At 67.6% G+C, this 23,460-nt stretch carries 20 protein-coding genes; 9 read left to right on the top strand and 11 right to left on the bottom strand.

Annotated features, from left to right (window positions below; genetic code table 11):
- Positions 1 to 434: 434 nt before the first annotated feature.
- Positions 435 to 1,982, bottom strand: a complete 1,548-nt coding sequence (locus BW38_RS07500; RefSeq protein ID WP_032976930.1) for a VWA domain-containing protein — start codon at positions 1,980 to 1,982, stop codon at positions 435 to 437.
- Between the two features lie 187 nt (positions 1,983 to 2,169).
- On the opposite strand from BW38_RS07500, the gene rtcR reads away from it, so the two are divergent.
- Together rtcR and BW38_RS22025 are read left to right on the top strand one after the other, a co-directional pair.
- A complete protein-coding gene (gene rtcR, locus BW38_RS07505) occupies positions 2,170 to 3,762 on the top strand; it encodes an RNA repair transcriptional activator RtcR (protein WP_025878051.1) in 1,593 nt (530 codons plus the stop codon).
- A gap of 78 nt (positions 3,763 to 3,840) precedes the next feature.
- A complete protein-coding gene (locus tag BW38_RS22025) occupies positions 3,841 to 3,999 on the top strand; it encodes a hypothetical protein (protein WP_200867510.1) in 159 nt (52 codons plus the stop codon).
- Positions 4,000 to 4,088: 89 nt separating this feature from the next.
- Here the strand turns inward: BW38_RS22025 and BW38_RS07510 are convergent, their stop codons facing one another.
- Positions 4,089 to 4,643: a hypothetical protein gene (locus BW38_RS07510; RefSeq protein ID WP_025878052.1), complete on the bottom strand. Its 555-nt coding sequence runs from the start codon at positions 4,641 to 4,643 to the stop codon at positions 4,089 to 4,091.
- Between the two features lie 141 nt (positions 4,644 to 4,784).
- On the opposite strand from BW38_RS07510, the gene BW38_RS07515 reads away from it, so the two are divergent.
- Complete coding sequence (locus tag BW38_RS07515; RefSeq protein ID WP_032976790.1) at positions 4,785 to 5,414, top strand: hypothetical protein; 630 nt, start codon at positions 4,785 to 4,787, stop codon at positions 5,412 to 5,414.
- A 91-nt stretch (positions 5,415 to 5,505) separates the two neighbouring features.
- Here the strand turns inward: BW38_RS07515 and BW38_RS07520 are convergent, their stop codons facing one another.
- From BW38_RS07520 to dnaQ, 7 genes are all read right to left on the bottom strand, one after another.
- Positions 5,506 to 5,832, bottom strand: coding sequence for a low molecular weight protein tyrosine phosphatase family protein (locus tag BW38_RS07520; RefSeq protein ID WP_032976789.1), 327 nt, complete (start codon positions 5,830 to 5,832; stop codon positions 5,506 to 5,508).
- Positions 5,833 to 5,929: 97 nt separating this feature from the next.
- Positions 5,930 to 8,122, bottom strand: coding sequence for a DNA helicase II (uvrD, locus tag BW38_RS07525; RefSeq protein WP_032976788.1), 2,193 nt, complete (start codon positions 8,120 to 8,122; stop codon positions 5,930 to 5,932).
- Positions 8,123 to 8,131: 9 nt separating this feature from the next.
- Complete coding sequence (locus BW38_RS07530; RefSeq protein ID WP_032976787.1) at positions 8,132 to 9,553, bottom strand: FAD/NAD(P)-binding protein; 1,422 nt, start codon at positions 9,551 to 9,553, stop codon at positions 8,132 to 8,134.
- A gap of 24 nt (positions 9,554 to 9,577) precedes the next feature.
- A complete protein-coding gene (gene cls, locus BW38_RS07535; RefSeq protein WP_032976786.1) occupies positions 9,578 to 10,996 on the bottom strand; it encodes a cardiolipin synthase in 1,419 nt (472 codons plus the stop codon).
- Positions 10,997 to 11,202: 206 nt separating this feature from the next.
- Positions 11,203 to 11,370: a 50S ribosomal protein L33 gene (rpmG, locus tag BW38_RS07540; protein WP_170272460.1), complete on the bottom strand. Its 168-nt coding sequence runs from the start codon at positions 11,368 to 11,370 to the stop codon at positions 11,203 to 11,205.
- Between the two features lie 10 nt (positions 11,371 to 11,380).
- Positions 11,381 to 11,617: a 50S ribosomal protein L28 gene (gene rpmB, locus BW38_RS07545; RefSeq protein WP_005411638.1), complete on the bottom strand. Its 237-nt coding sequence runs from the start codon at positions 11,615 to 11,617 to the stop codon at positions 11,381 to 11,383.
- 240 nt (positions 11,618 to 11,857) lie between these two features.
- On the bottom strand, positions 11,858 to 12,367 hold the full coding sequence (dnaQ, locus tag BW38_RS07550) for a DNA polymerase III subunit epsilon (RefSeq protein WP_025878062.1): 510 nt from the start codon (positions 12,365 to 12,367) through the stop codon (positions 11,858 to 11,860).
- Positions 12,368 to 12,570: 203 nt separating this feature from the next.
- Between dnaQ and BW38_RS07555 the strand changes: the two genes are divergently transcribed.
- Positions 12,571 to 13,803 carry a glycosyltransferase gene (locus tag BW38_RS07555; RefSeq protein ID WP_032976784.1) on the top strand — a complete coding sequence of 411 codons (1,233 nt, stop codon included), beginning with the start codon at positions 12,571 to 12,573 and terminating at the stop codon, positions 13,801 to 13,803.
- Here the strand turns inward: BW38_RS07555 and BW38_RS07560 are convergent.
- Positions 13,772 to 14,665, bottom strand: coding sequence for a LysR family transcriptional regulator (locus BW38_RS07560; RefSeq protein WP_032976783.1), 894 nt, complete (start codon positions 14,663 to 14,665; stop codon positions 13,772 to 13,774). The genes BW38_RS07555 and BW38_RS07560 overlap by 32 nt on opposite strands.
- 109 nt (positions 14,666 to 14,774) lie before the next feature.
- On the opposite strand from BW38_RS07560, the gene BW38_RS07565 reads away from it, so the two are divergent.
- The 5 genes from BW38_RS07565 (at position 14,775) to BW38_RS07585 (ending at position 21,485) form a co-directional block, all read left to right on the top strand.
- Positions 14,775 to 15,173 (top strand): RidA family protein, encoded by a 399-nt coding sequence (locus BW38_RS07565; protein ID WP_032976782.1) that lies wholly within the window; start codon positions 14,775 to 14,777, stop codon positions 15,171 to 15,173.
- A gap of 242 nt (positions 15,174 to 15,415) precedes the next feature.
- A complete protein-coding gene (locus BW38_RS07570) occupies positions 15,416 to 15,760 on the top strand; it encodes a hypothetical protein (protein ID WP_032976781.1) in 345 nt (114 codons plus the stop codon).
- Positions 15,761 to 15,816: 56 nt separating this feature from the next.
- Positions 15,817 to 17,070: a TolC family protein gene (locus BW38_RS07575; RefSeq protein WP_025878070.1), complete on the top strand. Its 1,254-nt coding sequence runs from the start codon at positions 15,817 to 15,819 to the stop codon at positions 17,068 to 17,070.
- The gene (locus BW38_RS07580; RefSeq protein WP_032976780.1) at positions 17,067 to 18,266 is read left to right on the top strand and encodes an efflux RND transporter periplasmic adaptor subunit; all 1,200 of its coding nucleotides are present in this window, start codon (positions 17,067 to 17,069) and stop codon (positions 18,264 to 18,266) included. The genes BW38_RS07575 and BW38_RS07580 overlap by 4 nt, the downstream gene beginning before the upstream one ends.
- Before the next feature lie 9 nt (positions 18,267 to 18,275).
- Positions 18,276 to 21,485: a CusA/CzcA family heavy metal efflux RND transporter gene (locus BW38_RS07585; protein WP_032976779.1), complete on the top strand. Its 3,210-nt coding sequence runs from the start codon at positions 18,276 to 18,278 to the stop codon at positions 21,483 to 21,485.
- A 122-nt stretch (positions 21,486 to 21,607) separates the two neighbouring features.
- On the opposite strand, the gene BW38_RS07590 is transcribed toward BW38_RS07585, so the two are convergent.
- Entirely contained in the window at positions 21,608 to 23,380 is a 1,773-nt protein-coding gene (locus BW38_RS07590) for a DUF885 family protein (RefSeq protein ID WP_032976778.1), read from the bottom strand.
- Between the last annotated feature and the right edge of the window lie 80 nt (positions 23,381 to 23,460).

Below are 23,460 nucleotides of genomic sequence, written 5' to 3'. Positions count from 1 at the left end.
CGGGACTTGAACCCGACCCCGAAGGGCTTCCGATGTAGTTCCACCTGCATTCCCCGCGCAACGAAAGCGAAGGTGCCGGCAGCACGACAAGAATCTGGAGGAACATCCTGCTCTACCACTGAGCTACTGCCGCGTTGCCGTGGCAGGCGGGAGTCGAACCCGCGACCTGGAGCTTAAGGGGCTGTAGTTCCTCCGGCATTCGCGCTGCCGGCATTGAAGCGGTGGCACCGTTGCCGGTGCCGTTTGAAAAGGTGCGGTGACAAGGGAGGTGGAACGTCTGCTTCCTCACGACAGGCAGGAAACGCGGGACTCGAACCCGACCCCGAAGGGACAACCAATGTAGTTCCACCAGCATTCACCGCGAAAACGAATTCCTGGCCCTGCCCGGCTGGCCCCATTGCCAGCCGGGCGGTCCGTGCGGCCTCCCTGCCGCCTTACAACGCCATGTCCTGGATGCGCTCGACCCAGCTGCTGCCGTCCTCGGCCGCAGCGGCGTACTGCGCCATCAGGTCGAACACCGCATCGCTGAAGCCACCGATGTGCAGCACATCACCGCGCTGTACGGTCTGGCTGCTGGCCACCGGCTGCAGGTCGATGCACACCAGCCGCGCCTGTGGGCAGCGACGCTTCAATGCATCCCACTGCAGCATCGTGGCCGTCTGGCCGCCCTGGCGGGTGTCACGCCAACTCTCGTTGTCCGACACCAGCACCACCAGGTCCACCGGCTCGCGCCGCAGGTTGAGGTAGTGCAGCGGCGCGCTGACCGACGTACCACCGCCGTTGATGGCCAGCTGGCGGGCCAACGTCATCACGCTGTCGCGCGGGTTCAGGCGCACGTGGCGCACCTCGGTATCGAACGGCAACACCTTGGCCTGCGGCTGGCCGCGCAGCACGCAGGCTGCAACCAGCGCCGCCACGTCCACGCAGCGCGCCGCCGTGCTGGAGCCCTTGCGGTAGCCGGTTACCGGCGACTGCATGGAACCGGACACGTCCACCGCCACCACCACCCGCCCGGGCAATGCCGGGGCCGACGCCGTGGCGATCTCCATCGCGTCCTGCAACGCTTCCAGGATCGGCGCCGGCAAGCCACCGCCGGCGTGGAAGGCCATCAGCAGCTGGTAGGGCAGTACGCGGGCACGACGCACCTGCTGCGGATCACGCAGGCGCTCTGCGATCACCTGCACCATCGCCGGATCGTCGAACACGCCATGGCGGGCGAACGTGTTGAGGTTCATCCGCATCGACTGCCACGATGCATTGCGGGCCAGTGCCGACCACTGCGCCGCGTCCAGCGGCAGCGTGCTGTAGTACTGGAACGGCAGGTCCGGCGGCAGTCCGCGCGGGTCACGCTTGAACGCCTCGTACGCCTGCACCACTGCCGGCAGCTGCGCCTCGTCGTAGGGACGACCGATGATCCATGCATACAGCGCCTTGCGCTCGGCGTTGGCCGGCTTCGGGTGCACCATGCGGATCACATCGGCCAGCGACGGCTGCTGGCCGATCGCCGCACGCACCAGCGTTTCCGCCGACGCCTGCTGGATCCACTCACGCACCCTGCGCTTGGGCAGCGAGCCCAGCGAGCGGCGCCCCACCTGGCCGCTGCGCATGATCTGCACGAAGGTCCGCAGCTGGCGGCCGTTGTCGATCACCCGCGGGAAAACCAGGGCGAACGCCTCCGGGTCGCGCAGGCTCAGCACCGCCAGCAGCAGCGCCGGCATGTCCTTCATGTGTGCGACCTGGCGGGCGTACAGGGCGGTGCGGGCGATGAAGCGCGGCTCGACCTGCGCGGTCAGCGCCAGCACCTGCTGCAGCTGTGCCTCGGCGTCGCTGTAGAAGGTGTTGTTCAGGCACCCGGTAGCCGCATACAGCGCCAGCGCCGCACGCGGGTCGCGGCGGTAGGCCAGGCCACCGGCTTCATTGACGGTGTCTGCCTGCGGCGGCTGCGGCGTGCGCATCCAGGAGAAGAGCGAAAGGTTGGCCATGCTGATGTCCTCGGCGGGAACAGCCCGCATCGTGTCTTGCCGGATATAGAGCAATGGCCGTGCCAACTTTTGCGAAACCATCGCATGCTATTGATTTTGAAGTAATTTCAATAGAAGAAGACCATCCTGCCCAGCGGACACCGGCGAAAAGATATATATTTCCCGCGCATCTTTTATAGGAATGGATATGGCGCGTCGGCAGGTGGTATTCGGCATGCTGGGCACCCAGCTCGACGCAGGCGAGGGTCCGGGCCGCTGGCAGAAGTGGCGCCCGACCGTTTCGCTGGGCATGCATGAGGATTTCCTGCCCGACCGCATCGAGCTGCTGCTGGATGAGCGCCGCTACAGCAAGCTGGCGCGCGTGGTCTGCGAGGACCTGGCGCAGGCCGCGCCGGGCATCAGCGTGCAGCGTCACGACACCTACCTGGCCGATCCATGGGAATTCGAGGGGGTCTACGCCTCCCTGCACGACTTTCTCGCGCGCTACCCGTTCCAGCCGGAGGAGGAGGACTACTACGTCCACATCACCACCGGCACGCACGTGGCGCAGATCTGCTGGTTCCTGTTGACCGAGAGCCGTCATTTCCCCGGACGACTGCTGCAGACCTCGCCACCGCGCAAGCAGGACGGTGCCGCCGGCACGTACGCGATCATCGACCTGGACCTGTCGCGCTACGACCACATCGCCCAGCGCTTCGCCCAGCAGCAGCTGCTGGATCGCGACCTGCTGAAGGGCGGCATCGCCACCCGCAACGCCGCCTTCAACCGGATGATCGAGCAGATCGAGACGGTGGCCACCCGCTCACGTGCGCCGATGCTGCTGATGGGACCAACCGGCGCCGGCAAGAGCCAGTTGGCCAAGCGCGTGTTCGAGCTGAAGAAGCTCAAGCACCAGCTGCCCGGTCGCTTCGTCGAAGTGAACTGCGCCACGCTGCGCGGCGACGGTGCGATGAGCACCCTGTTCGGTCACACCAAAGGCGCCTATACCGGCGCTTCCAGCGACCGTGCCGGCCTGCTGCGCTCAGCGCACCAAGGGCTGCTGTTCCTGGACGAGATCGGCGAACTCGGCCAGGACGAACAGGCGATGCTGCTGCGGGCGCTGGAAGAGAAGCGCTTCCTGCCGGTCGGCAGTGACCGCGAAGTGGAGAGCGATTTCCAGCTGATCGCCGGCACCAACCGCGATCTGCAGCAGTCGGTGCTGGAAGGCCGCTTCCGCGAAGACCTGCTGGCGCGCCTCAACCTGTGGACGTACCACCTGCCCGGGCTGGCGCAGCGCATGGAAGACATCGAGCCGAACATCGAGTTCGAGCTGGAGCGCTGGTCGCTGGACCAGCATGCGCGGGTGCGCTTCAACACCGAGGCGCGCACGCGCTATCTCGCATTCGCCACCAGCCCGGAAGCGGCGTGGCGTGGCAACTTCCGCGACCTGGGCGCGTCGATCATGCGCCTGGCCACGTTGGCCAGCGCCGGGCGCATCCAGATCGAGGGCGTGGAGGACGAGATCGCGCGCCTGCGGGCACAGTGGCGCGGCGGCGATGCGCCGTCTCCGCTGGATGCGCTGCTGGGCGAGGCCGTGGACGCGCTGGACCGTTTCGACCGCGTGCAGCTGGAAGAAGTGGTGCGGGTCTGTGCACGCTCGAAGTCGCTGTCCGCCGCCGGGCGCGAGCTGTTTGCGGTCTCGCGCACGCAGCGCGCCAGCACCAACGACGCCGACCGCCTGCGCAAGTACCTGGCGAAGTTCGGGCTGGACTGGGAGCAGGTGCGGGGGCCGGCCCGGTAGCGCGACGGCCCGGCTTGCGCGTGCACCGGTCACGGCGCATGCTCCGGCTGCGACCCCCTACCTGAACGGAGATTTCCCATGCAGGACCGCCCCCGCTCGACTTCCAGAACCGGCCTGATCATCGTGCTGGCCTGTGTCGCTGCCTTCGTCCTGCTCGTGGGTGGCTACCAGTTCGGCAAATCACTGGCCAAGGCCGACAACGCTCAGCAGGCTGCGGCCGCCCAGCCAGCACGCTGACCCCGCTCCGGTAGTGCCGGCCGCTGGCCGGCAGCCGCCGCTATCCCGGCACCTGGAGCAGCCGGCCCGCTCCACTCGAAACCGCAGCTTCAGGCGATCTGCACCACGCGTGCGTTCTGGCACAGCGGGTAGCTGCCGACGAATTCAGCGATCGCATCACGCATCGCCTCGAACGACTGGCCGTACATGTACAGCGCGGTCTCGCTCGGGCCCTGCCACCAGCTGCAGATCTCGCCCAGGCCATCGATGCGCTCGGACAGCTGCTCGAACACGTGGTTCGAATCGCACTGCTCGTACACCTCGTCCGGCAGGGTCAGGCCATCCAGATAGATGCCCAGGCCTTCGGTTACGCCGAAGCTGCGGTCGGCCTCGCCTGCGCCCTGCACCTGCGAACCCTTCGGTGCCCCCAGCTGCTCCAGCAGGTCGACCAGCTTCGGCACGCCCGCGGCATCGACCAGTGCCACTTCGATATCGCCGTACTCGACTTCGCCCTCGTCGGACATCGCAGTACCGCCTCCGGTGATCCCGCCCAGCTCGGCCGCCTGCAACAGCGCGTCCAGCGGATCCTCGAACAGCTCATGGCGATGCTCGGGCTGCAGCCTGGCGTTCAACTTCACGGTGACATGCAGCGTGGGTTCGGTCATGAGCGCGTTCCTGGGAGATGTGGCCGCCATTGTAGAGCCGTGCCATGCCCGGCTGCTCTGCGGCGTCGGCGCCCCGTCCTTTCAGGCGATATGCAGGCGATAATGCGCGGCGCAAGGACACCATTCCAACAGGGGGAATACATGAAGTCGATCATTACGTTGGCACTGCTGCTGTTGCTCACCGGCTGTGGCATCCGCACCGAAGTGGTGCGCGTGAACGTGCCGGACATCCGGGTGAACCCGGAGCAGGGCACACCGGTTGTCGTCGCCCCCGTGCGTGACAATCGCTCATCGGAATTCCTTTCCCTCGTCCCTGCATCGGAAAGGGCCAGAAATGTGGGCGGAGAGATCCGTAACGGCAACGGCATCAATCTCGCACTGGAATCGGCCACGGCATCCGAAAAGACCCGCGAAATCATCATTCAGGCACTGCGCAACATGGGCTATCGCACCGTCGACCACTGCGATGCGCAATGCCTTCGCCTGGAGGCGTCGATGAACGAGTTTGTGGTCAGGGCGCCCTTCAACTTCTGGCGTGTCGCAGGGTGGGCGCAGCAGATGGTTGCCGATGTGTCCGTCGAGGTGGCCACGCGCGAGGGAGACCGGACCCGGTCCTTCATAGCCAAGGGCCACGGCACCAATGTATTTCAGGTTGTTTCGCCGGAGAACTGGGAGAAGGCCCTGGAACGTGCAGTCACCGATTTCACGGCGAATTTCAAACAGAACATGTCCGCTCAGGATGCGGCGACCACCTCCAAGGCGCAGGACTGAAGATCTGTTTTCCCTGTACAGCCGAGCCCGCGCTCGGCTGCCTTTCCACGTCGGAAGAGGCCGAGCATGGCTCGGTGCTACAACGCCGCGCTCAGCGCAGGAACGGCGACACTTTCCGTTTCAGCAGCTCCACCAGCAGCGGGTCCATGTACTCGTAGTCGTCCGGGATATCCAAGCAGATCACGCGCTTGCCCTTCAGCCACGTTTTGTAGCGGCTGGAGAGGCGGTTGCGGTGCGCCCGCTCCATCACGAACACCAGATCGGCCCATTGCAGCAGCTCGGGGCTGAGCACTTCCTCGGCGTCGGCAAGCAACCCGGCCGAGGCGGTTTCGACGCCCGGCCAATCGGCGAACACCTGCTCGGCCGTCGGGCTGCGCAGGCGGTTCTGGCTGCAGAGGAAGAGCACGTTGCGGGTCATGAGCACTCGCCTTTGTAGAGCCGAGCCCGTGCTCGGCTGCATTCCATCGCGTCGGGGTCAGAGCCCTCCTACGGGAGGGATCCGACCCCGGCGGTGATCAGATCACCGTCAGGTTGGCATACGCCATCACCAGCCACTTGCTGCCGGCGTCGGCGAACTCGATCTGCACGCGTGCGTGGGCACCGTTGCCTTCGTAGTCGGTCACCATGCCTTCGCCGAACTTGGGATGGTTGACCAGCGCACCCAGCTTGATCGGCGGCGTTTCGATGGCGGCGTGTCCCATCACCCGGCTTGCGCCCATCGACGCCGGCCGCGAGACCTGCACCTTCGGCCGCACTTCGTGCAGCAGCTCGCGCGGGATCTCGCGCAGGAAACGCGAAGGCAGGCTGTAGTTGTCCTGGCCGTGGATGCGCCGCGATTCGGCGTAGCTGAGCACCAGCTTCTGCCGCGCGCGGGTGATGCCGACGTAGGCCAGCCGACGCTCTTCTTCCAGCCGCCCGCTTTCCTCCAGCGACCGTGCACTGGGGAACAGCCCCTCTTCCACGCCGGCCAGGAACACCAGCGGGAATTCCAGGCCCTTGGCCGAGTGCAGCGTCATCAGCTGCACGCCTTCCTCGCCGGCCTGCGCCTGGCCCTCACCGGCCTCCAGCGCGGCGTAGGCCAGGAACGCGACCAGCTCGTCCATGTCCTCGCCCACTTCCTCGATGTCGTCGGCACGGCGCACGAAGCGCGAGGCCACCGACACCAGTTCGTCGAGGTTGTCGGTGCGCGATTCCGAATCCAGCGCGTTGCGGCTTTCCTTGCTCCAGTGCTCGCGCAGCTGCGAGCGCACCAGCACATGGTCCACGCGCTCGGCCAGGGTCATCTGCAGGGTCTGCGCCTGCAGTTCGTTGACCAGCACCAGGAAGCCGGCCAGCGCGTTGCGGGCACGCGCCGCCAGTGCGCTGCCCTGGGTCACCAGCATGGTGGCTTCCCACAGCGAGATGCCCTGGGCGCGCGCTTCGCGGCGCACTTCGTCCAGCGTGCGGTCACCGATGCCACGCGTGGGCGTATTCACCGCGCGCTCGAATGCAGCGTCGTCGTTGCGGTTGGACAGCAGGCGCAGGTAGGCCAGCGCATCCTTCACTTCGGCGCGCTCGAAGAAGCGCATGCCGCCATACACGCGGTACGGCACCTGTTCGCTCAGCAGCGCTTCTTCCAGCGCGCGCGACTGCGCGTTGCTGCGGTAGAGCACGGCCACTTCGGTGTAGCTGCCGCCGTCGCGCACCCACTGCCGTGCGCGCTCGACGATGTAGCGCGCCTCGTCCATCTCGTTGTACGCCGCGTACAGGTCGATCGGCTCGCCGTCACCACTGTCGGTCCACAGCTGCTTGCCGATGCGGTCCGGGTTGTGCGCGATCACCGCGTTGGCGGCACTGAGGATGTTGGCGGTGGAACGGTAGTTCTGCTCCAGGCGGATGGTCTGCGCGCCCGGGAAATCGCGCAGGAAGCCCTGCACGTTCTCGACCTTGGCACCGCGCCAGCCGTAGATGGCCTGGTCGTCATCACCGACCACGAACACGTGGCCCTCGTGCCCGGCCAGTACCCGCACGAAGGCGTACTGGATGGCATTGGTATCCTGGAATTCGTCCACCAGGATCTCGCGGAACCGCGCGCGGTAGTGCGACAGCAACGGCGGATTGTCGCGCAGCAGTTCGTGCGCGCGCAGCAGCAGCTCGGCGAAATCGACCAGGCCGGCACGGTCACACCGCGCCTGGTACTCGGCGTAGGCCTGGCGCATGGTTTCCAGCCACGCATCGTTCGGCTCGGGCTGGATGTGCTGCGGGCGGCGGCCCTCATCCTTCTGCGCGTTGATCCACCAGGCAATCTGCTTGGGCGGGTACTTGCCGTCATCCAGCTCCAGCGCCTGCACCACGCGCTTGACCAGGCGCAGCTGGTCGTCCGAATCCATCACCTGGAAGCCTTCAGGCAGCTTGGCATCCTGCCAGTGCAGGCGCAGCAGGCGGTTGGCCAGGCCGTGGAAGGTGCCGATCCACATGCCGCGGCTGCCATGCGGCAGCTGCGCGTCGATGCGATGGCGCATCTCGCCGGCGGCCTTGTTGGTGAAGGTCACCGCGAAAATGCCGTGGGTCGGCACGCCTTCGACTTCATGCAGCCAGGCAATGCGGTGGGTGAGTACGCGCGTCTTGCCCGACCCGGCACCGGCCAGCACCAGGTGGTGACCGAGGGGAGCGGAGACGGCTTCGCGCTGGGCCGGGTTCAGGCCATCAAGCAAGTGGGAGACATCCATGCCTCCATTTTACGGCATCGACGTCGCAGCTCCTGCGACCACCTGCGTGGCAAGTGCCTGCGCCTGCTGACGCAGTTCAGGCACCGCCAGGCTTTCCCACAGGCTGCCGATGCGCAGGCTGCCGAGTACCCCCAGGCGCGCCTGTGGCTGGCCACCCGCTGCACACAACCGGTCGCCCGGCACGCTGCTGTCCAGGCCCAGCCCATGCGGCCCGGAGCGGGCCAGGCCATCGGCCTGCAGCTGCTGCAGCAAGGGATTGCGCAGTGCCGAGGCGCGGGTCTCCACACCGGTGGCATTGACCACCGCAGCGATCGTCCACTGCAGGTTGCCGCCGCCCGCCTCGCGGCCCGACAGCCGCAGGGCATCACCGTCGCGCCACACGCGCTGCAGGCGGGCGCGGTGAACGCGCAGCTGGCCGCTGGCCTGCAGCGCCTGCAACTGCTCGGCCACCGGTTCAGCAATGCGATGGCGGTGCACGTCCCAGTAGCGCACCACGTGGCGCAGGAAGCGGCGCTGGTCGGCGGCGTCCATGCTCTGCCACAGCGCTTGGCCGTGCGGGCGGATGCGATCCATCACGCCCTGCCAGGGCATGCCGTCGACCTGTGCCTTGCGCGCGTGCTGGCGCAGTACGCGCAGGCGCTGGCGCAGGGTCATCGGCAGCAGCTCCTGCGGGTCGAACGCCGGCAGGCCGCCGTGGGCGTGCGGCAACGGCAGCAGGCCGTGGCGCGAGATCACGTGCAGCGGTCCGCTATGGCCGCCGGCCACCAATGCCAGCACGGTGTCGGCCATGCTCAGCCCGGAGCCGACGATGGCCAGGGCATGGTCACTGGCCAGCGTGCGTACGCCGTCGTAATCCCAGGCCTCGACCACGTCATCGGCGGGCAACGCATCGGCGCCGTCCACCGGCAGCGGCCGCATGCTGTTGCCGGTGGCGATCACCACCTGCGCTGCATGCAATGCTTGGCCATCGCCCAGCTGCAGCTGGTAACCGTGGTCATCCGGATGCAACGCCAACACCGGCTGGGCTACGATCTGCAATCGCGCCGCACTGGCCGCTTCGGCCTCGCGCAGGCGCTGCTGCAGGTAGGCAGCGAAGTAGTGGCGACACACATAGCGTTCGCCCAGCACTTCGCGCGCCTCGCCCGGGTACGCGTTGGCGGCCTGCAGGAAATCGAGGAAGTCGCCGGGCTGGTCGGCAAAGGCGCTCATCTTCGCCGCCGGCACGTTCAGCAGGTGCTCCGGCCACGGCGTGGCATAGGCAATGCCCTGTGCCAGCTGCGAGGCAGGTTCGAAAATGGCCAGTGCCAGCGGTGCCTGGGCCTGGCGCAACACCTGGATCGCCACCAGCACCCCGGCCGCACCACCACCGATGATCGCCAGGTCCAGTTCGCCACTACGCGGTGAATCAGTCATGCGCCGATTGTAGGCCATCGGCCCTGCCCGGCTGGCGCTGGCCTACATCAAGGCATCGGCCAGGCGCGCGATGCCCTCGCGGCTGCGCAGCCACGCGGGACGCTTGCGCCACTGCTCCAGGTCCAGCAGGCGCGACTGGCGCAGATAGTCGTCCTCGATGGCACACAACTGCGTGACCAGTTGGCGGTCGTAGCAGATCAGGCCGATTTCGGCATTCAGCGCGAACGAGCGGATATCCATGTTGATCGACCCGAGCACGGCGATGTCCTCATCCACGCTCATGTGCTTGGCATGCAGGAACTGCGGCTCGTACAGCGCGATCTGCACCCCGCAGCGCAGCAGCTCATCGTAGTAGGCCTCCTGCGCCCACGAGGTCAGCCGCTGGTTGTTGCTGGCCGACAGGATCAGCTGCACCTGCACGCCGGACAGCGCGGCGATGCGCAGTGCACTCAGCGTTGCTTCGTCGGGCACGAAGTAGGGCGTGACCATCACCAGCCGGCGCCGGGCAAGATGGATCAGCGCGGCCACCGCATCGCGCGCGTTGCTGTACGGGTAGGCCGGGCCACTGGGCAGCAGCTGGGTGGCGATGTCCTCGCTGCACACTGGCACGTCGGCGATGACCTCCAGGCGCTGCCCGGTTTCGATGTACCAGTCGCTGGCGAACACCGCTTCAAGGTGCGCCACCGCAGGCCCGCGCACGCGCGCCACCAGCTCGCGGTTGGGGTGGCCGGCAACGAATTCAGGGCGCGCCAGGTTCTGCGAACCGACATAGCCCACTTCGTTGTCGATCACTGCGATCTTGCGATGGTTGCGCAGGTCCATGCGCCCGCTGCGGCGCCAGCGCAGGCCGCCGGGCAGCATCGCGCGCACTTCGATGTCACGTGACCGCAGCCGCTTGCTGTATGCGCGCAGGCCCCGCTTGGCGCCGACCGCATCCAGCAGCACGCGGCACTGCACGCCGCGCGCTGCGGCACGCTGCAGGGCTTCGACGATGGCCTCGCCCACCGTGTCATCGAACATCAGGTAGTACAGCAGGTGCACCCGGTCCTGGGCCTGGTCGATGTCGGCGATCAGGGTGTGCAGTGATTCGTCATAGTCGGTCAGCAGGTCGATCGCGTTGCCGTGCACCGGCATGAAATCGCCCTGGCGCTGCACCAGCGGCACCACTTCGGCGCTGGCCGAATCGGGCTTGGGCGTCCAGCGCAGGCGGCGCTGCAGCGCCTGTTCTTCACGGATGACCTGCGAGGCCTCGGCCTGCCGGCGGATGCGCTCGCGCGACAGCCACGGATGCCCAAACAGCAGATAGAGCGGCAGGCCCAGCAGCGGCACGAAGCCGACCAGCAGCAGCCAGCTGCGCGCCGCGCCCGGCGTAGTGCGGGTGGGGATCCAGCACAGCGCCACCAGCCGGATCAGCCAGTCGATCAACAGCAGGTACGAGCCCAGCAGCCACTCGAACAGCATCGCGTCGCCCGTTGGGAGGTGTGGGGCCATTCTGCCCAGCGGGGTGTGCAGAGTCGAGCAGCGCTGGGGACAGCGTGCCGACCAACGGTCGGCACCTAGGGGGTCGGATCGTGTCGACCAAGGTCGACACCTACCGGGGGCGGGGGGCACAAAAAAACCCGCCACGAGGGCGGGTTTTTTCGGAAGCGACCCGCAATCCTTGCGGATTACTTGATCTTGCCTTCCTTGTACGGGACGTGCTTGCGCACGACCGGATCGTACTTGGAGAATTCCATCTTCCCCGGGGTGTTCTTCTTGTTCTTGTCGGTCGTGTAGAAGTGACCGGTACCAGCGGTCGAAATCATACGGACCTTATCGCGCTTGCCTGCCATGATCGTCTACTCCTCAGACCTTTTCGCCGCGCGCACGCAGCTCAGCCAGAACGGAATCGATACCGTTCTTGTCGATGGTGCGCAGTGCATGCGCGGAAACACGAAGCTTCACCCAGCGGTTCTCGCTGGCAACCCAGAAGCGGCGCTCGTGCAGATTCGGCAGGAAACGACGACGGGTCTTGTTGTTGGCGTGCGAGACGTTGTTACCCGTCTGCACTCGCTTGCCGGAAACCTGGCATACGCGGGACATGGCGCACCTCGATAGTAAGTTGTGTCTCCCCGTAGCCCGGGGGACGGCGGCCTCGGTGGTTGCCCACCACACGTCAAGAGAATCAAAGGGTTACGCTGGCGTTGGGCGGCCGGGGACGTGCTCCCGGGGGCGCCGCCCGGCACGAAACCGGACACAGCGAGCCGCGCATTATGCACGCAATCAAGACCTTGCGCAACTTACCCACAGGCCACGCCTGAACGCGGTGGCGGCGCCCTGCCCTCAGCGCAGGTGCGGCACCACCTGGGCCAGCAGGTGGGCATCCTTCAGCGCGCCATGCAGGCCGCGGGTGCCGGGAATACGCAGGCGCTGCAGCACATCGTCGAGCTTGTTGGGCATGCCCGGCCAACGGCTGCGGGCCAGCTTCAGGCTGCAGGTCACGCGGCAGTGCTGGGCCAGCCCACCGGCCAGCCCCGCCAGGCGCAGCTCGTTGTCGAGGAAACCGACGTCGAAGGTGGCGTTGTGCGCGACCATCTCGCTGCCACGCAGGAACTCCAGCAGTTCGGCGGCCTTGCTCGCAAACAGCGGCTTGCCCACCAGCATGGCATCGCTGATGCCGTGCACGCGCTGCGCGCCCCAGTCCACCTTCCGCTGCGGCTGCAGGTAGGTGTGGAACTGGCGGCCGCTGAGTTGTCCATCGACCAGTTCCACCGCCCCGATTTCAATCACCCGATGGCCCAGGCGATGCGAGATACCGGTGGTTTCGGTGTCCAGTGCGACGACGCGGCTCACGGCGCACGCCGGTATGCAGCGGCCGGCATGCGGCAGACAAGGGACGGTAGGGATGGCAGTGCGGTCATGCGGTGCTGGATCCTGTTGCGCGCGCCCCGTGCGGCGGGGGCAGATGAGGCGGGATTGTCCCACGCGGTGCGTCGGCAGGAGCGCGGATGAACACAGCGATGTCGGCATACTGGTGATTCACTGCGGAGGCTCCAATGCGACTGCTGGCCCTCACCTACGGCACCGAAGGCGATACGCGCCCGCTGGCCATGCTCTGCCATGGGCTGATCGCGGCCGGTCACGAGGTCATGCTGCTGGCCGACGGCGGCACCCTCGACAGCGCGAAGGCCCTGGGCGTCCCGCACGCCGCGCTGGAAGGCGACATCCACGACGAAGTGGTGGCGCTGGTCTCACGCGGCAATGGCGTTGCCGCCGCCAGCACCGGGCTGGCACGGATGGCACTGCAACACGTCGCCGGCTGGATGCGCCAGGCCGATGCTGCAGCCGACGGCTGCGATGCGATCCTGACCGGTGGCCTGGCTGCGTTCGTCGGCATGAGCGTCGGCGAGCGTCGCGATCTTCCGGTGATCGGCGCCGGCATGATCCCGCTGACGCCGACGCGCGCGTTCCGTTCCCCCTTCCTGCCACCCGGACGCTCGCCGGGCTGGTTGAACCGGGCCAGTTATGGCCTGGTCAACGGCCTGATCTGGCGTCAGTTCCGCGGCCCGATCAACGCGGCCCGCCAGCACGCCGGGCAGTTGCCACGACGTTCCCTCTGGGCTGGCCTGCCGATGCTGTACGGCATCTCGCCACAGCTGCTGCCACCGCCTTCGGACTGGCCGGCCGACCACCTCGTGTGCGGCCAATGGCCGGCCCCTGCTGCGCCGTGGCAACCGTCGTGCGAACTGCAGGCTTTCCTCGATGCAGGACCGCCGCCGGTCTATCTGGGCTTCGGCAGCATGACCGGCTTCGAGCGCGAACGTCTGCTGCCGGCGCTGTTGTCGGCGCTGGCGCCACGCCGCGTGCTGCTGTTTCCCGGTTGGGTCGGCGTGCCCGACATGACGCTGCCCGACTCGGTACGGGTGATCGGCCCGACCCCGCATGAAGCGTTGTTGCCGCGCTGCGCACTGGCGATCCACCACGGCGTCAGCGGCACCACGCATTCGGCATGCCGCGCCGGCATACCGTCGATGGTGATGCCGTTCGCCGCCGACCAGTTCTTCTGGGCCGATCGACTGCAGCACCTGGGCGTGGCACCGGCGCCACTGTCACCCAAGCGGTTGCAGCCGAAGGTGTTGGCCGATGCGCTGGCGTTCGCCGAGCATGCCGATACACGCGCACGTGCGGTCGCGCTGGGCGCTGCAATGGCGAACGAGGATGGAGTGGCATGCGGCGTGGCCGCACTCGAGCGGTGGCTCAGCCCAACGTCTCCACCACCCAATCAATGAACACCCGCAGCCGCTGGCTCATGTGCCGGTTCGGCGGGAACATCACGTGCATCGGCATCGGCGGCAGCTGCCAATCGTGCAGCACGGGCAGCAGCTCGCCGCGCGCCACATGCGGTTCGGCCATGTAGCTGGGCAGCGCGACCACGCCGAGGCCGGCCAGGCCAGCGGCCAGATAGGCGTTGCCATCATCGAAGCCGATTGAATAGCGCCCCTGCACCTCGACGCGCTCGGCGCCACGCTGCGCGGTGAACACGCGGGCGCGGCCACTGCGTGGGCTGAGAAAACCGACCGTGTGGTGGTCCGGCCCTTCCAGCGCGCGCGGGTGTTCCGGCACACCGAACCGCTGCACATAGCCCGGGCTGGCGTGGAAGCCGATCGGCAGGCGCGCCAGCGGTCGTGCCACCAGCGCGGGATCGGCAGGCGCGCCACCACGGATCACGCAATCGACGTTGTCGGCGATGACATCGACCTCGCGGTCGCTGACGCCGATGTCCAGCTGGATCTCCGGATAGCGCGCCTGGAAATCCGGCAATGCCGGCACCAGCCGCAGGCGCGCATACGGCCCCGGCACGTCGACGCGCAGGCGCCCGCGCGGTTGTGCGGCGGCCTCGCCCAGCCCCCCTTCAACCTCTTCCAGCTCGGCCAGCAGGCGAGCGATGCGCGGGTAATACACCGCGCCATCGGCAGTGACGCTGACCCGGCGCGTGGTGCGGTTGAGCAGCCGCAACCGCAGATGCGCTTCCAGCTGCTGCACCAGCTGGGTGACCGTGGTGCGGCTGAGCTGCAGGGTGTGCGCGGCGCGGGTGAAGCTGCCGGTCTCCACCACCCGGGCGAACGCGCGCATCGCTTCGAAACGGTCCATGGCCGTGGCTGTGATTGTTTGGAATATGCAATCAATCTAGACCGATCATCACGGTTTATCCAGACAGCGACAGCGGGGAGGATGGTCCGCTCCCTCTGGAATCCGTCCCATGTCCCACCGTGATGTTGTCTTTCCCGCCGGCCGGCAGGCGCTGTACGAGCGCAACCGCTATTCGCCGGCGATTCGATCCAATGGCTTCCTGTTCGTTTCCGGCCAGGTCGGCAGCCGCGAGGATGGCTCGCCCGAACCGGACTTCGAAGCGCAGGTACGCCGCGCTTTCGACAATCTCAACGCGGTGCTGGCCGCGGCCGGCTGCACGTTCGATGACGTGATCGACGTCACCGTGTTCCTGGTCGACCCGGAAACCAACTTCGAAAAGGCCTGGGCGATCGTGCCCGAGTACTGGGGCCAAGCGCCGCACCCGACCCTGACCGGCATCGGCGTGACCTGGCTGTATGGGTTCCAGTTCGAGATCAAGGTGATCGCCAAGCTGCCTGCGGACAGGTAGTGCCGGCCGCTGGCCGGCAACGGCGGGCGATTGCCTGCGCTCATGAGGTTGCCGGCCAGCGGCCGGCACTACCTGGGATCGCAGGCTGGGCGTCGAAAGGCGTGCCGACCAAGCTCGGCACCTACCAGAGCGGAAGGCGGCATCCAGTGGCGTACCCCGCACCTGAACGGGAGGTTCCGACGAATTCCCGAGGTGGCCATTGATATTGTATCCACCGAAAACCGCTTGCTAGCCTCCCCTCCATGCGCCGGATCGCCCGCCACCTTCGTTCGACCCTGCTGATGCTGCTGATGGCGGCATTCGTGGTCGTGCCGGTGGCTGATGTGCTGGCGTGTGCGGTGGAACCGCACGACAGCACCGTGGTGCATGTGGAAGCCGGTGCCGAAGATGCCGACGGTGACACTGACAACGACGGCAAGCACGCCGCTGCCTGCAGCCACAACCACTGCCACCACTCCAACCTGAGCCTGCCGGCGAGCACCTTCGCCGCCTTTGGCACGCCGCAACCGGCGCGCTGGACGAATGCAGGCGATGCGGCGACCTATGCGGTCGCCCAGGACGAACTGGCACGTCCTCCCCGGGCGTGAGTTGAGCGCGTCCCGCAATCGCGGGCTCCCGTTTCACTCACAACCGGAATCCCCCTATGTCGATCCTGACACGTCGGTCGCCGCGCGCGGCCGGGCTGGTCGTCGCCGTGCTGCTGGGCCTGATCCCCGCCGCACAGGTCGCCGCACAAGCCGCACCTTCGTACGACACCCTGCTTGAACGCCTGGACCAGCTGCCCGGCGCCCGCGTCGGCGCGGCATTGGCCGAGGCGGCCGACGCCCGCGCCGACCAGGCCCGGGCGCTGCCCAATCCGTCCCTTTCCTGGTCCGCCGAAAACGCTTGGGGCACAGGCTCCTACGGCGGCATGGGCCGGGCCGACACCGTGCTTACCCTGTCCCAGCCTCTGGAGGTCTGGGGCCAGCGCGGCGCGCGCGTCCGCGCCGCCCGCGCCGAGGCACAGGCCGCTGCCCTGCGGGGTTCGCAGAGCCGCAGCGATGTCGCCAGCCAGTTGGCGGCGATCTACGCACAGGCGGAAAGCGCCCTGCGTCGCTACACGCTGGCCGAAGAAGCGCTGAGCCTCACCCGGGACGATGCGGCGGCGGTCACCGCCATGGTCAAGCATGGCCGCGAGCCGCAGTTGCGTGCCGTGCAGGCACAGAGTGAAGTGGCCAATGCCAGCGCCGCGCTGGATGAGGCGCAGGCCTTCCGCGACGCCGCGCTGGCCCGCCTGGCCGGTGCGGCCCTGCTGGATGCACCGGTGCAGACCATCGACAACAGTCTGCTCGATCGCGCACCGCCAGCACCGCGTGGCGCCATCGATGTGGCTCTGGCCGTGCGTGTGGCCGAAGCCGAAGTTGATGCGGCCGGTCGTCTGGTCGACGTCGAGCGCAAGCGCGCCCTGCCCGACCTCAGCGTTACCGCCGCGCAGACGCGTTTCCGCGAGGACCGCGAACAGGCCTACACGCTCGGCGTCAGTCTCTCGATCCCGTTGTTCGACCGCAATCGTGGTGGCATCCGCGCCGCCAGTGCCGAACAGCGCGCGGCCGAAGCGCGCTTGGACCAGCAGCGGCGCGACAGCGAAGCCGAACGCTTGTCGGCGGTAGCGGGCCTGAAGGCCGCCGGCAGCCGCACCCGCGCCGCCGACGAAAGTGTGGTCGCCGCCGAGGAAGCCTATCGGCTGGCGCGCATCGGCTTCGACGCCGGGCGCATTTCGCAGCTGGAACTGCGCAGCACCCGCAGTGCCCTCATCGCCGCCCGCGGCACCGCCGTGGACGCGCGCCTGTCGCGCGTCGGCGCGGAAATCGATCTCGCCCGCCTCGAAGGGCGCGCACCCTTTGTGGAGGCCCGATGAACCTGTCCCGTTCTTTCCCGCTGGTTGGCGGCTTGTTGCTGACTGCATTGCTGGCCGGTTGTTCTGGTAACACACAGGCCCCGGCAGTCTCGGAGCCCGCCGGCAAGGCAACGGCTGACGATGGCCATGGCCACGCCGCCGACAGCACCGACGCCAAGGCCGAAACCGGCAACGCGGCAGATGCCGATGAAGGCGTGGTGCAGCTGACGCCAGAGCAGATCAAGGCATCCGGCATCGACGTGGTGGCCGTCGGCCGCGGCGGCGGTGGTTCGACGCGGCTGTCCGGCCGGGTGGAACCGTCGATCGGTGCACGTGCCTCGGTCGCTTCCACCGTGACCGGTCGCGTGGAGCGCGTGCTGGTCGCACCGGGCACGGCAGTGAAGCAGAACCAGACGCTGGCGATCGTGGTCAGTGGCGAGGCGGCGGTGTTCCGCGCCAATGCGGTTGCCGCCGCCGCGGAGGCAGAGGCGGCGCGCCTGGCCCACGGCCGCGACAAGGCGCTGGTCGAACACGGCGTGGTCGCTCGCCAGGAACTGGAAACCTCACGCGCGCGCTCGCTGGCGGCGCAGGCGCAGGTCGCCGCCGCGCAGGCACAGGCCGCCGCCAACGGTTCGCCCGACAGCAGCGGCCGCGTGCGCATCACCAGCCCGGTGGCCGGCATCGTCGGCAACGTGCAGGTCACGCCCGGCGGCGTGGTGGCGGCCGGCAGCCCGGTGGCCGACGTCGCCGATCCGTCGATGAACGAGCTGGTGTTCACCGCGCCACCGGCGCTGGCCGCGCAGGTCACGCCGGGCATGACGCTGGAAGTGACCGTGCCGGGCGGCAGCTTCAGTGCCACCGTCACCGGTTCGGCCGCCGATGTGCGCCAGCAGGGTGGCGTGGCGGTGATCCGTGCCATGCCGGTGGATGCCGCATTGCCGCCGGCCGGTTCGCCGGTGTCGGCGGTGGTGGTCACCGACGGCAAGGACGGCGCGTTGAGCGTGCCGGCTGATGCGGTACAGAACGTCGGCGGCAGCAGCGCGGTATTCGTCGCCGTCCAGGGCGGCTTCAAGGTGCAGCCGGTACTGGCCGGCCGACGTGCCGGTGACCGCATCGAGATTCTCGGCGGCTTGAACGGCGACGAACGCATCGTCGGCGCCAACGCGTTCCTGCTCAAGGCCGAACTGGCCAAGGGCGAAGCCGAGCACGGGCACTGAGGACCTTCCATGTTCAAGCTCATCATTGAAACCGCGGTACGCCACCGCTGGCTGGTCGTGGCCCTGGCTGCACTCGTTGCCGCCGTGGGCCTGTTCCAGCTCGGCAAGCTGCCGATCGATGCGGTACCGGACATCACCAACCGCCAGGTGCAGATCAACACCGTGGCACCGGCACTGACGCCCGAGCAGATCGAGCGACAGGTGACCTATCCGCTGGAAACCGCGCTGGCCGGCATCCCCGGCCTGACCACCACCCGTTCGCTGTCGCGCAATGGTTTCTCGCAGGTCACCGCGATCTTCACCGATGCCACCGATATCTACTTCGCCCGCCAGCAGGTGGCCGAACGCATGCGCGAGGCCGCCGAAGCGCTGCCCGAGGGTGCCTCGCCGATGCTGTCGCCGGTCACCACCGGCCTCGGCGAGGTGTTGATGTGGACGGTGGACTTCACCGCGTTCGACCCTGCGAAGCTGGCCAAGCCCGGTGAAGCCGGCTGGCAGGCCGGCGAGGTCTACCGCACGCCGGAAGGCAACCTGCTGCGCACGCCGGAAGAACGTGCCACCTACCTGCGCACCGTGCAGGACTGGATCATCGCGCCGCAGATGCGCTCCAGCCCCGGGCTGGCGGGCGTGGACACCGTCGGTGGCTACGTGAAGGAATACGGCGTGCATCCGGACAGCGCGCGGTTGGCCGCGCATGGCCTGGGCCTGGCTGATCTGGTGACGGCCCTGCAGCGCTCCAACGTACAGGCCGGTGCCGGCTTCGTGCAGCGCGCCGGCGAAGGCCTGGTGGTGCGTGCCGACGGTCTGGCACTGACCACCGACGATCTGGCACAGGCGCCGGTAGCCACCCGCAACGGCGTGGTGGTGCGGGTGGCCGATGTGGCCGATGTCGGCCTCAGCCGCGCACCCCGCCTGGGTGCGGCCAGCCGCAACGGCCATGAAGCCGTGCTCGGTACCGCGCTGATGATCGCCGGCGGCAACAGCCGCACCGTGGCCCAGGCGGCCGCCACACGGCTGCAGCAGGTGAATGCCTCGCTGCCGGCGGACATCGTGGCCGCGCCGGTGCTGGACCGCAGCGTGCTGGTCAATTCCACCATCAAGACCGTGGCCAAGAACCTCACCGAGGGCGCGCTGCTGGTGGTGGTGGTGCTGTTCCTGCTGCTCGGCAACCTGCGCGCGGCGACGATCACCGCACTGGTGATCCCGCTGTCGTTCCTGTTCGCGGTGATCGGCATGAACCGCTTCGGCATCAGTGGCAACCTGATGAGCCTGGGTGCGCTGGACTTCGGCATCCTGGTGGACGGCGCGGTGATCGTGATCGAGTCGACGCTGCTGATGCTGGGCCAGCGTCGTGCCGAACTGGGCCGCGCGTTGACCGCGATGGAACGCCTGCGCGTAGCCGCCGATTCGGCGCGAAAGATGGCACGCCCGGCAGCGTTCGGCCAGCTGATCATCCTGCTGGTGTTCGCACCGATCCTCACCCTGGAAGGTGTGGAGGGCAAGACGTTCCACCCGATGGCCGCCACGTTCATGCTGGCCCTGGTGGGTGCCTTCATCTTCTCCTTCACCTTCGTGCCGGCGATGGCCGCGCTGATGGTGCGCGAGCCGAAGCCGAAGGAAGGCGAGGCACACAGTGATGATGGCCAGCACGAAACGAAGCTGATCCGCGTGCTGCGTGGACGCATCGAGCCGATCATCCGCCAGGCCGTCGCGCGGCCGCGCGCAGTGATCGCCGGTGCAGCGTTGATGCTGCTGGTGGGCATTGGTTCGTTCGGCCTGCTCGGCCGCGAGTTCATGCCTACCCTGGATGAAGGCAACGTGGCGATGCAGGCACTGCGCGTCCCGTCTACTTCGCTGGAGCAGTCGCTGGCGATGCAGCTGGCACTGGAGAAGGCCATCGCCCAGCAACCGGAAGTGGAAACGGTGTTCTCGCGTACCGGCACCGCCGAAGCGGCAATCGACCCGATGCCGACCAACATTTCCGACAGCGTGATCGTGCTCAAGCCGCGTGCGGACTGGCCCGATCCGAAGCTGGGCAAGGAGGCGCTGGTGGCCCGCTTCGAAGAACTGGCCGGCCAGCAGCTGGGCAACAGCTTCGAGTTCAGCCAGCCGATCGAGCTGCGCTTCAACGAGCTGATTTCCGGCGTACGCACCGACCTGGCAGTGATGATCTTCGGCGATGACTTCAGCCAGCTGCAGAAGGTGGCCGACCAGGTGGCGCTGAAGCTGCGCGCGGTGGAGGGCGCGGCCGATGTGCGGGTGGAGCAGATTTCCGGCCTGCCCACGCTCAACGTCAAGATCGACCATGTAGCGGCAGCGCAGTACGGGCTGACCGCCGCCGACGTCAGCGATGCGCTGTCCACGGGCATCGGCGGCACGGCAGCCGGCAAGATCTTCGAGGGCGACCGTCGCTTCGATGTGGTGGTGCGTCTGGATGACAGCGCACGCAACGACCCGGATCAGCTGGCCTCGCTGCCGATCGCCACGCCGGCCGGCGTGGTGATTCCGCTGTCCTCGGTGGCACGCATCAGCGTCAGCGAAGGGCCGAACCAGATCAGCCGCAACAATGGCAGCCGCCGGGTGGTGGTGCAGGCCAATGTGCGCGGCCGCGACCTCGGCGGATTCGTTGGCCAAGCACAGGCCGCCGTGGCCGACGTGGCACTGCCGCCCGGTGCGTACCTGACCTGGGGTGGCCAGTTCGAGAACCTGCAGCGCGCGGAAAAGCGCTTGGCCACGGTGGTGCCAGTGGTATTCCTGCTGATCGGCAGCCTGCTGTTCATGGCCCTGCGCAGCGGCAAGGAAGCGGTGCTGGTGTTCAGCTGCGTACCGCTGGCGCTGGTCGGCGGCATCCTCGCCCTGCTGCTGCGCGGCATGCCGTTCTCGGTGTCGGCCGCGGTGGGCTTCATCGCCGTGTCCGGCGTGGCCACGCTCAACGGCCTGGTGCTGATGCAGGCGATCCGCGAGCGTCTGGACGCCGGTGACGTGCCGATGATGGCCGCAATCAACGGTGCATCCAGCCGTATCCGCGCGGTGCTGACCACCGCACTGGTGGCCATCGTCGGCTTCATTCCGATGGCGATCGCCAGTGGTTCCGGTGCGGAAGTGCAGAAGCCGCTGGCGACGGTGGTGATCGGTGGCCTGATCACCGCCACGGTGCTGACCCTGCTGGTACTGCCGACCTTCGCCGCGCGCGTGGCCAAGGTGCGGACGGCGGGCTGAAAGATCACGGGGTCGGATCCTGTGATCCGACCCCGTCTACCGCGCTTCGCGCTCGCCGGGCATGGCCCGGCGCTACTACCGCACGTTCCGGTAGCGCCGGGCCATGCCCGGCGGCGCGGCGATCAGGCCTTCTTGCGCTCGGCAATGTACGCCTGGATCTGCTGCTCCAGCACCGGCAACGGCACCGAACCCTGCTTCAGCAGCGTGTCGTGGAAGCCCTTGACGTCGAACTTGTCGCCCAGCTCCTTCTCGGCCTGCGCACGCAGGCGCACGATGGCGATCTCGCCGAGCTTGTAGCTCAACGCCTGCCCCGGCCAGGAAATGTAGCGATCCACTTCGGTGGTCACTTCGTGCTCACTCAGCGCCGTGTGGTCACGCAGGTAAGCCAGCGCCTGCTCGCGGCTCCAGCCCTTGCTGTGCACGCCAGTGTCGATCACCAGGCGCGTGGCGCGCCACATCTCGTAGGTCAGGCGACCGAAATCCTCGTACGGGGTTTCGTAGATGCCCATTTCCACGCCCAGCTTCTCGCAGTACAGCGCCCAACCTTCGCCATAGGCGGAGATGTAGGCATTGCGGCGGAACTCCGGCAGGTTCTTCTGCTCGGCAGCGATGGCACCCTGCAGTGCATGGCCCGGATCGGATTCGTGCAGGGTCAACGCCGGCAGGTTGTACAGCGGGCGCGACGGCAGGTTGTAGGTGTTGAGCCAGTAGGTGCCCATGCCACCACGGCCGGCGGTCCAGAACGGCGCGATGTCCGGCGGCACCGGCACGATGGTGAAGCGCGCGCGCGGCAATGTCATGTACTTGCCGAGCTGGCCATCGGCGCGCTTGGAGATCCATGCGGCGCGCGACAGCAGTTCTTCCGGCGTCTTGGCGTAGAACTGCGGGTCGGTACGCAGGAAGGTCAGGAACTCGGCAAAGCTGCCCTTGAACTTCACCTGCTTGATGATGTCGTTCATTTCCTTCTGGATGCGTGCCACTTCATCCAGGCCGATGCGGTGGATCTCGTCCGGCGACAGGTCCAGCGTGGTGTATTCGTGGATCTGCTGCTTGTAGTACGCCTTGCCGTCAGGCATCGCTTCGGCGGCCAGGGTGGTGCGCGCCTGTGGCACGTATTCGTTGACGAAGAAAGTGCGCAGTTGCTGGAACGCCGGCACCACCTTGCCGCTGATCGCCGCGCGGGCCTGTGCCTGCAGCTTGGCCTGCTCGGCAGCCGGGACGGTGTTGGGCAGCTTCTTGAACGGCGCGTACAACGGCGATTCGGTCGGGTCCTTCAGTTCGGCGACAGTGGCGATGGACACCTCGCGGCCATCGAGCACCGCACGCGGCACGCTGAAGCCGCGCTTCAGGCCGGCACGCATGTTCCCGGTCTGCTGGTCGAAGTAGCGCGGCACATCATTCAGGCGCGCGATGTAGTTCTGGTAGTCCTGCACGGTCTTCATCTCGCGCCGGGCCATGAAGGACAGGTTGGACCAGAACGAGGAATCGGCGTTGAACGGCATCTCGTAGCCGCGCAGGCGCACTTCTTCGGCCAGGTTGAACACCTGGTCGCGGTAGATCGCGTAGTTGACCTGGTTGTCGGGCGAAAGGGTCTTCGGGTCGATCTTCTTAAGCGCGGCCAGGGTCTCGTCCCATACCTCCAGGCGTGCCTGCTGCGCGGCCGGGCCGACGTCGGGCATGCGGGTGGCATTGGCCGGCGCGTCTTCGTCCTCGCTGGCCTCGCCGCCGCCTTGCTGGCGCCACTTCCATTCCTTCTCGTACAGCGCGCGGAAGGCGGCATCGGCGGGCGACTCGGTAGCCACGCTGGCCGGCGCGACGGCGGTGGGTGGTGCGGCCAGGGCCACGGCAGGGGCAGACAGGGCGATCAGCAGGGCTACGGCAAGACGGGTTTTCACAAGCACAGGTTCCCGGGAAGGCAGACCCCGATCATGGCACCCCTCACCGCGCATGGCATGGGACGAAGGTCCTGCCTCAG

It is taken from the genome of Stenotrophomonas sp. RIT309 (assembly GCF_000632045.1).
GTDB classification, from domain to species: domain Bacteria; phylum Pseudomonadota; class Gammaproteobacteria; order Xanthomonadales; family Xanthomonadaceae; genus Stenotrophomonas; species Stenotrophomonas indicatrix.
The sequence above is the reverse complement of the archived record's forward strand: the minus strand, read 5'-3'. Positions and strand labels throughout refer to the sequence as shown.

Bases quoted from the DNA above. Each gene is read 5' to 3' on its own strand.
- BW38_RS07500 (WP_032976930.1), bottom strand. From the start codon at position 1,982: ATGGCCAACCTTTCGCTCTTCTCCTGGATGCGCACGCCGCAGCCGCCG.
- rtcR (WP_025878051.1), top strand. From the start codon at position 2,170: ATGGCGCGTCGGCAGGTGGTATTCGGCATGCTGGGCACCCAGCTCGAC.
- BW38_RS22025 (WP_200867510.1), top strand. From the start codon at position 3,841: ATGCAGGACCGCCCCCGCTCGACTTCCAGAACCGGCCTGATCATCGTG.
- BW38_RS07510 (WP_025878052.1), bottom strand. From the start codon at position 4,643: ATGACCGAACCCACGCTGCATGTCACCGTGAAGTTGAACGCCAGGCTG.
- BW38_RS07515 (WP_032976790.1), top strand. From the start codon at position 4,785: ATGAAGTCGATCATTACGTTGGCACTGCTGCTGTTGCTCACCGGCTGT.
- BW38_RS07520 (WP_032976789.1), bottom strand. From the start codon at position 5,832: ATGACCCGCAACGTGCTCTTCCTCTGCAGCCAGAACCGCCTGCGCAGC.
- uvrD (WP_032976788.1), bottom strand. From the start codon at position 8,122: ATGGATGTCTCCCACTTGCTTGATGGCCTGAACCCGGCCCAGCGCGAA.
- BW38_RS07530 (WP_032976787.1), bottom strand. From the start codon at position 9,553: ATGGCCTACAATCGGCGCATGACTGATTCACCGCGTAGTGGCGAACTG.
- cls (WP_032976786.1), bottom strand. From the start codon at position 10,996: ATGCTGTTCGAGTGGCTGCTGGGCTCGTACCTGCTGTTGATCGACTGG.
- rpmB (WP_005411638.1), bottom strand. From the start codon at position 11,617: ATGTCCCGCGTATGCCAGGTTTCCGGCAAGCGAGTGCAGACGGGTAAC.
- BW38_RS07555 (WP_032976784.1), top strand. From the start codon at position 12,571: ATGCGACTGCTGGCCCTCACCTACGGCACCGAAGGCGATACGCGCCCG.
- BW38_RS07560 (WP_032976783.1), bottom strand. From the start codon at position 14,665: ATGGACCGTTTCGAAGCGATGCGCGCGTTCGCCCGGGTGGTGGAGACC.
- BW38_RS07565 (WP_032976782.1), top strand. From the start codon at position 14,775: ATGTCCCACCGTGATGTTGTCTTTCCCGCCGGCCGGCAGGCGCTGTAC.
- BW38_RS07570 (WP_032976781.1), top strand. From the start codon at position 15,416: ATGCGCCGGATCGCCCGCCACCTTCGTTCGACCCTGCTGATGCTGCTG.
- BW38_RS07575 (WP_025878070.1), top strand. From the start codon at position 15,817: ATGTCGATCCTGACACGTCGGTCGCCGCGCGCGGCCGGGCTGGTCGTC.
- BW38_RS07580 (WP_032976780.1), top strand. From the start codon at position 17,067: ATGAACCTGTCCCGTTCTTTCCCGCTGGTTGGCGGCTTGTTGCTGACT.
- BW38_RS07585 (WP_032976779.1), top strand. From the start codon at position 18,276: ATGTTCAAGCTCATCATTGAAACCGCGGTACGCCACCGCTGGCTGGTC.